The organism is Methylobacterium aquaticum, from assembly GCF_001043915.1.
Lineage (GTDB): Bacteria > Pseudomonadota > Alphaproteobacteria > Rhizobiales > Beijerinckiaceae > Methylobacterium > Methylobacterium aquaticum.
This window is the reverse complement of sequence record NZ_LABX01000474.1, coordinates 1-528: the sequence shown is the minus strand read 5'-3', so window position 1 is coordinate 528 and position 528 is coordinate 1. Positions and strand designations below refer to the sequence as shown.

The window sequence follows — 528 nt, the reverse complement described above, 5'->3', positions numbered from 1 at the left end:
TGCAGGCTCAGCCCGCCGCCCGCAGCACCGTCTTCGGCCTCACCCCGTATGCCTTCTTGAAGGCGCGGCTGAAATGCGAGAAGTCGCTGAAGCCGCATTGCATCACCACCTGGCCGACATGGCGGGCGTGGCCTTCCGCGAGCAGCCGATGGGCGAGTTCGAGCCGCTGCTGCCAGAGCCAGCGGATCGCCGTGGTTCCGTCCGCCGCGAAGGCGCGGCAGAGGGTGCGCAGGGACACGCCGAGGCTGTTCGCCACCGTGGCGAGATCGAGGTCGGGATCCTCGATATGGGCGAGCAGGAAGGACTTGGCCTGCCGCACCAGATCGTCGTCGGTGAGGTTGCGCCCAGGGGGCGTCAGGCTCGCTTCCAGCGAGGCGGCGAGCAGGTCGAGGAAGGAGTGGCCGAGGCGCTGCGCGCCGCTCTCGCTCAACGGCTCCTCGAGGGCGACGATGTCGGTCATGGTGTGGGCGACGGTCGAGGCGAGCGGCTGGCCGGGCCGGACGATCCGGGCGGCCAGGTGGGGCAGGT

General features: G+C 70.5%; 1 protein-coding gene. It reads right to left on the bottom strand.

Annotated features, from left to right (window positions below):
* Positions 1-7: 7 nt before the first annotated feature.
* Positions 8-528 (bottom strand): helix-turn-helix transcriptional regulator (locus tag VP06_RS33315; protein ID WP_048468117.1); only part of this gene is annotated, 521 nt, incomplete at its 5' end.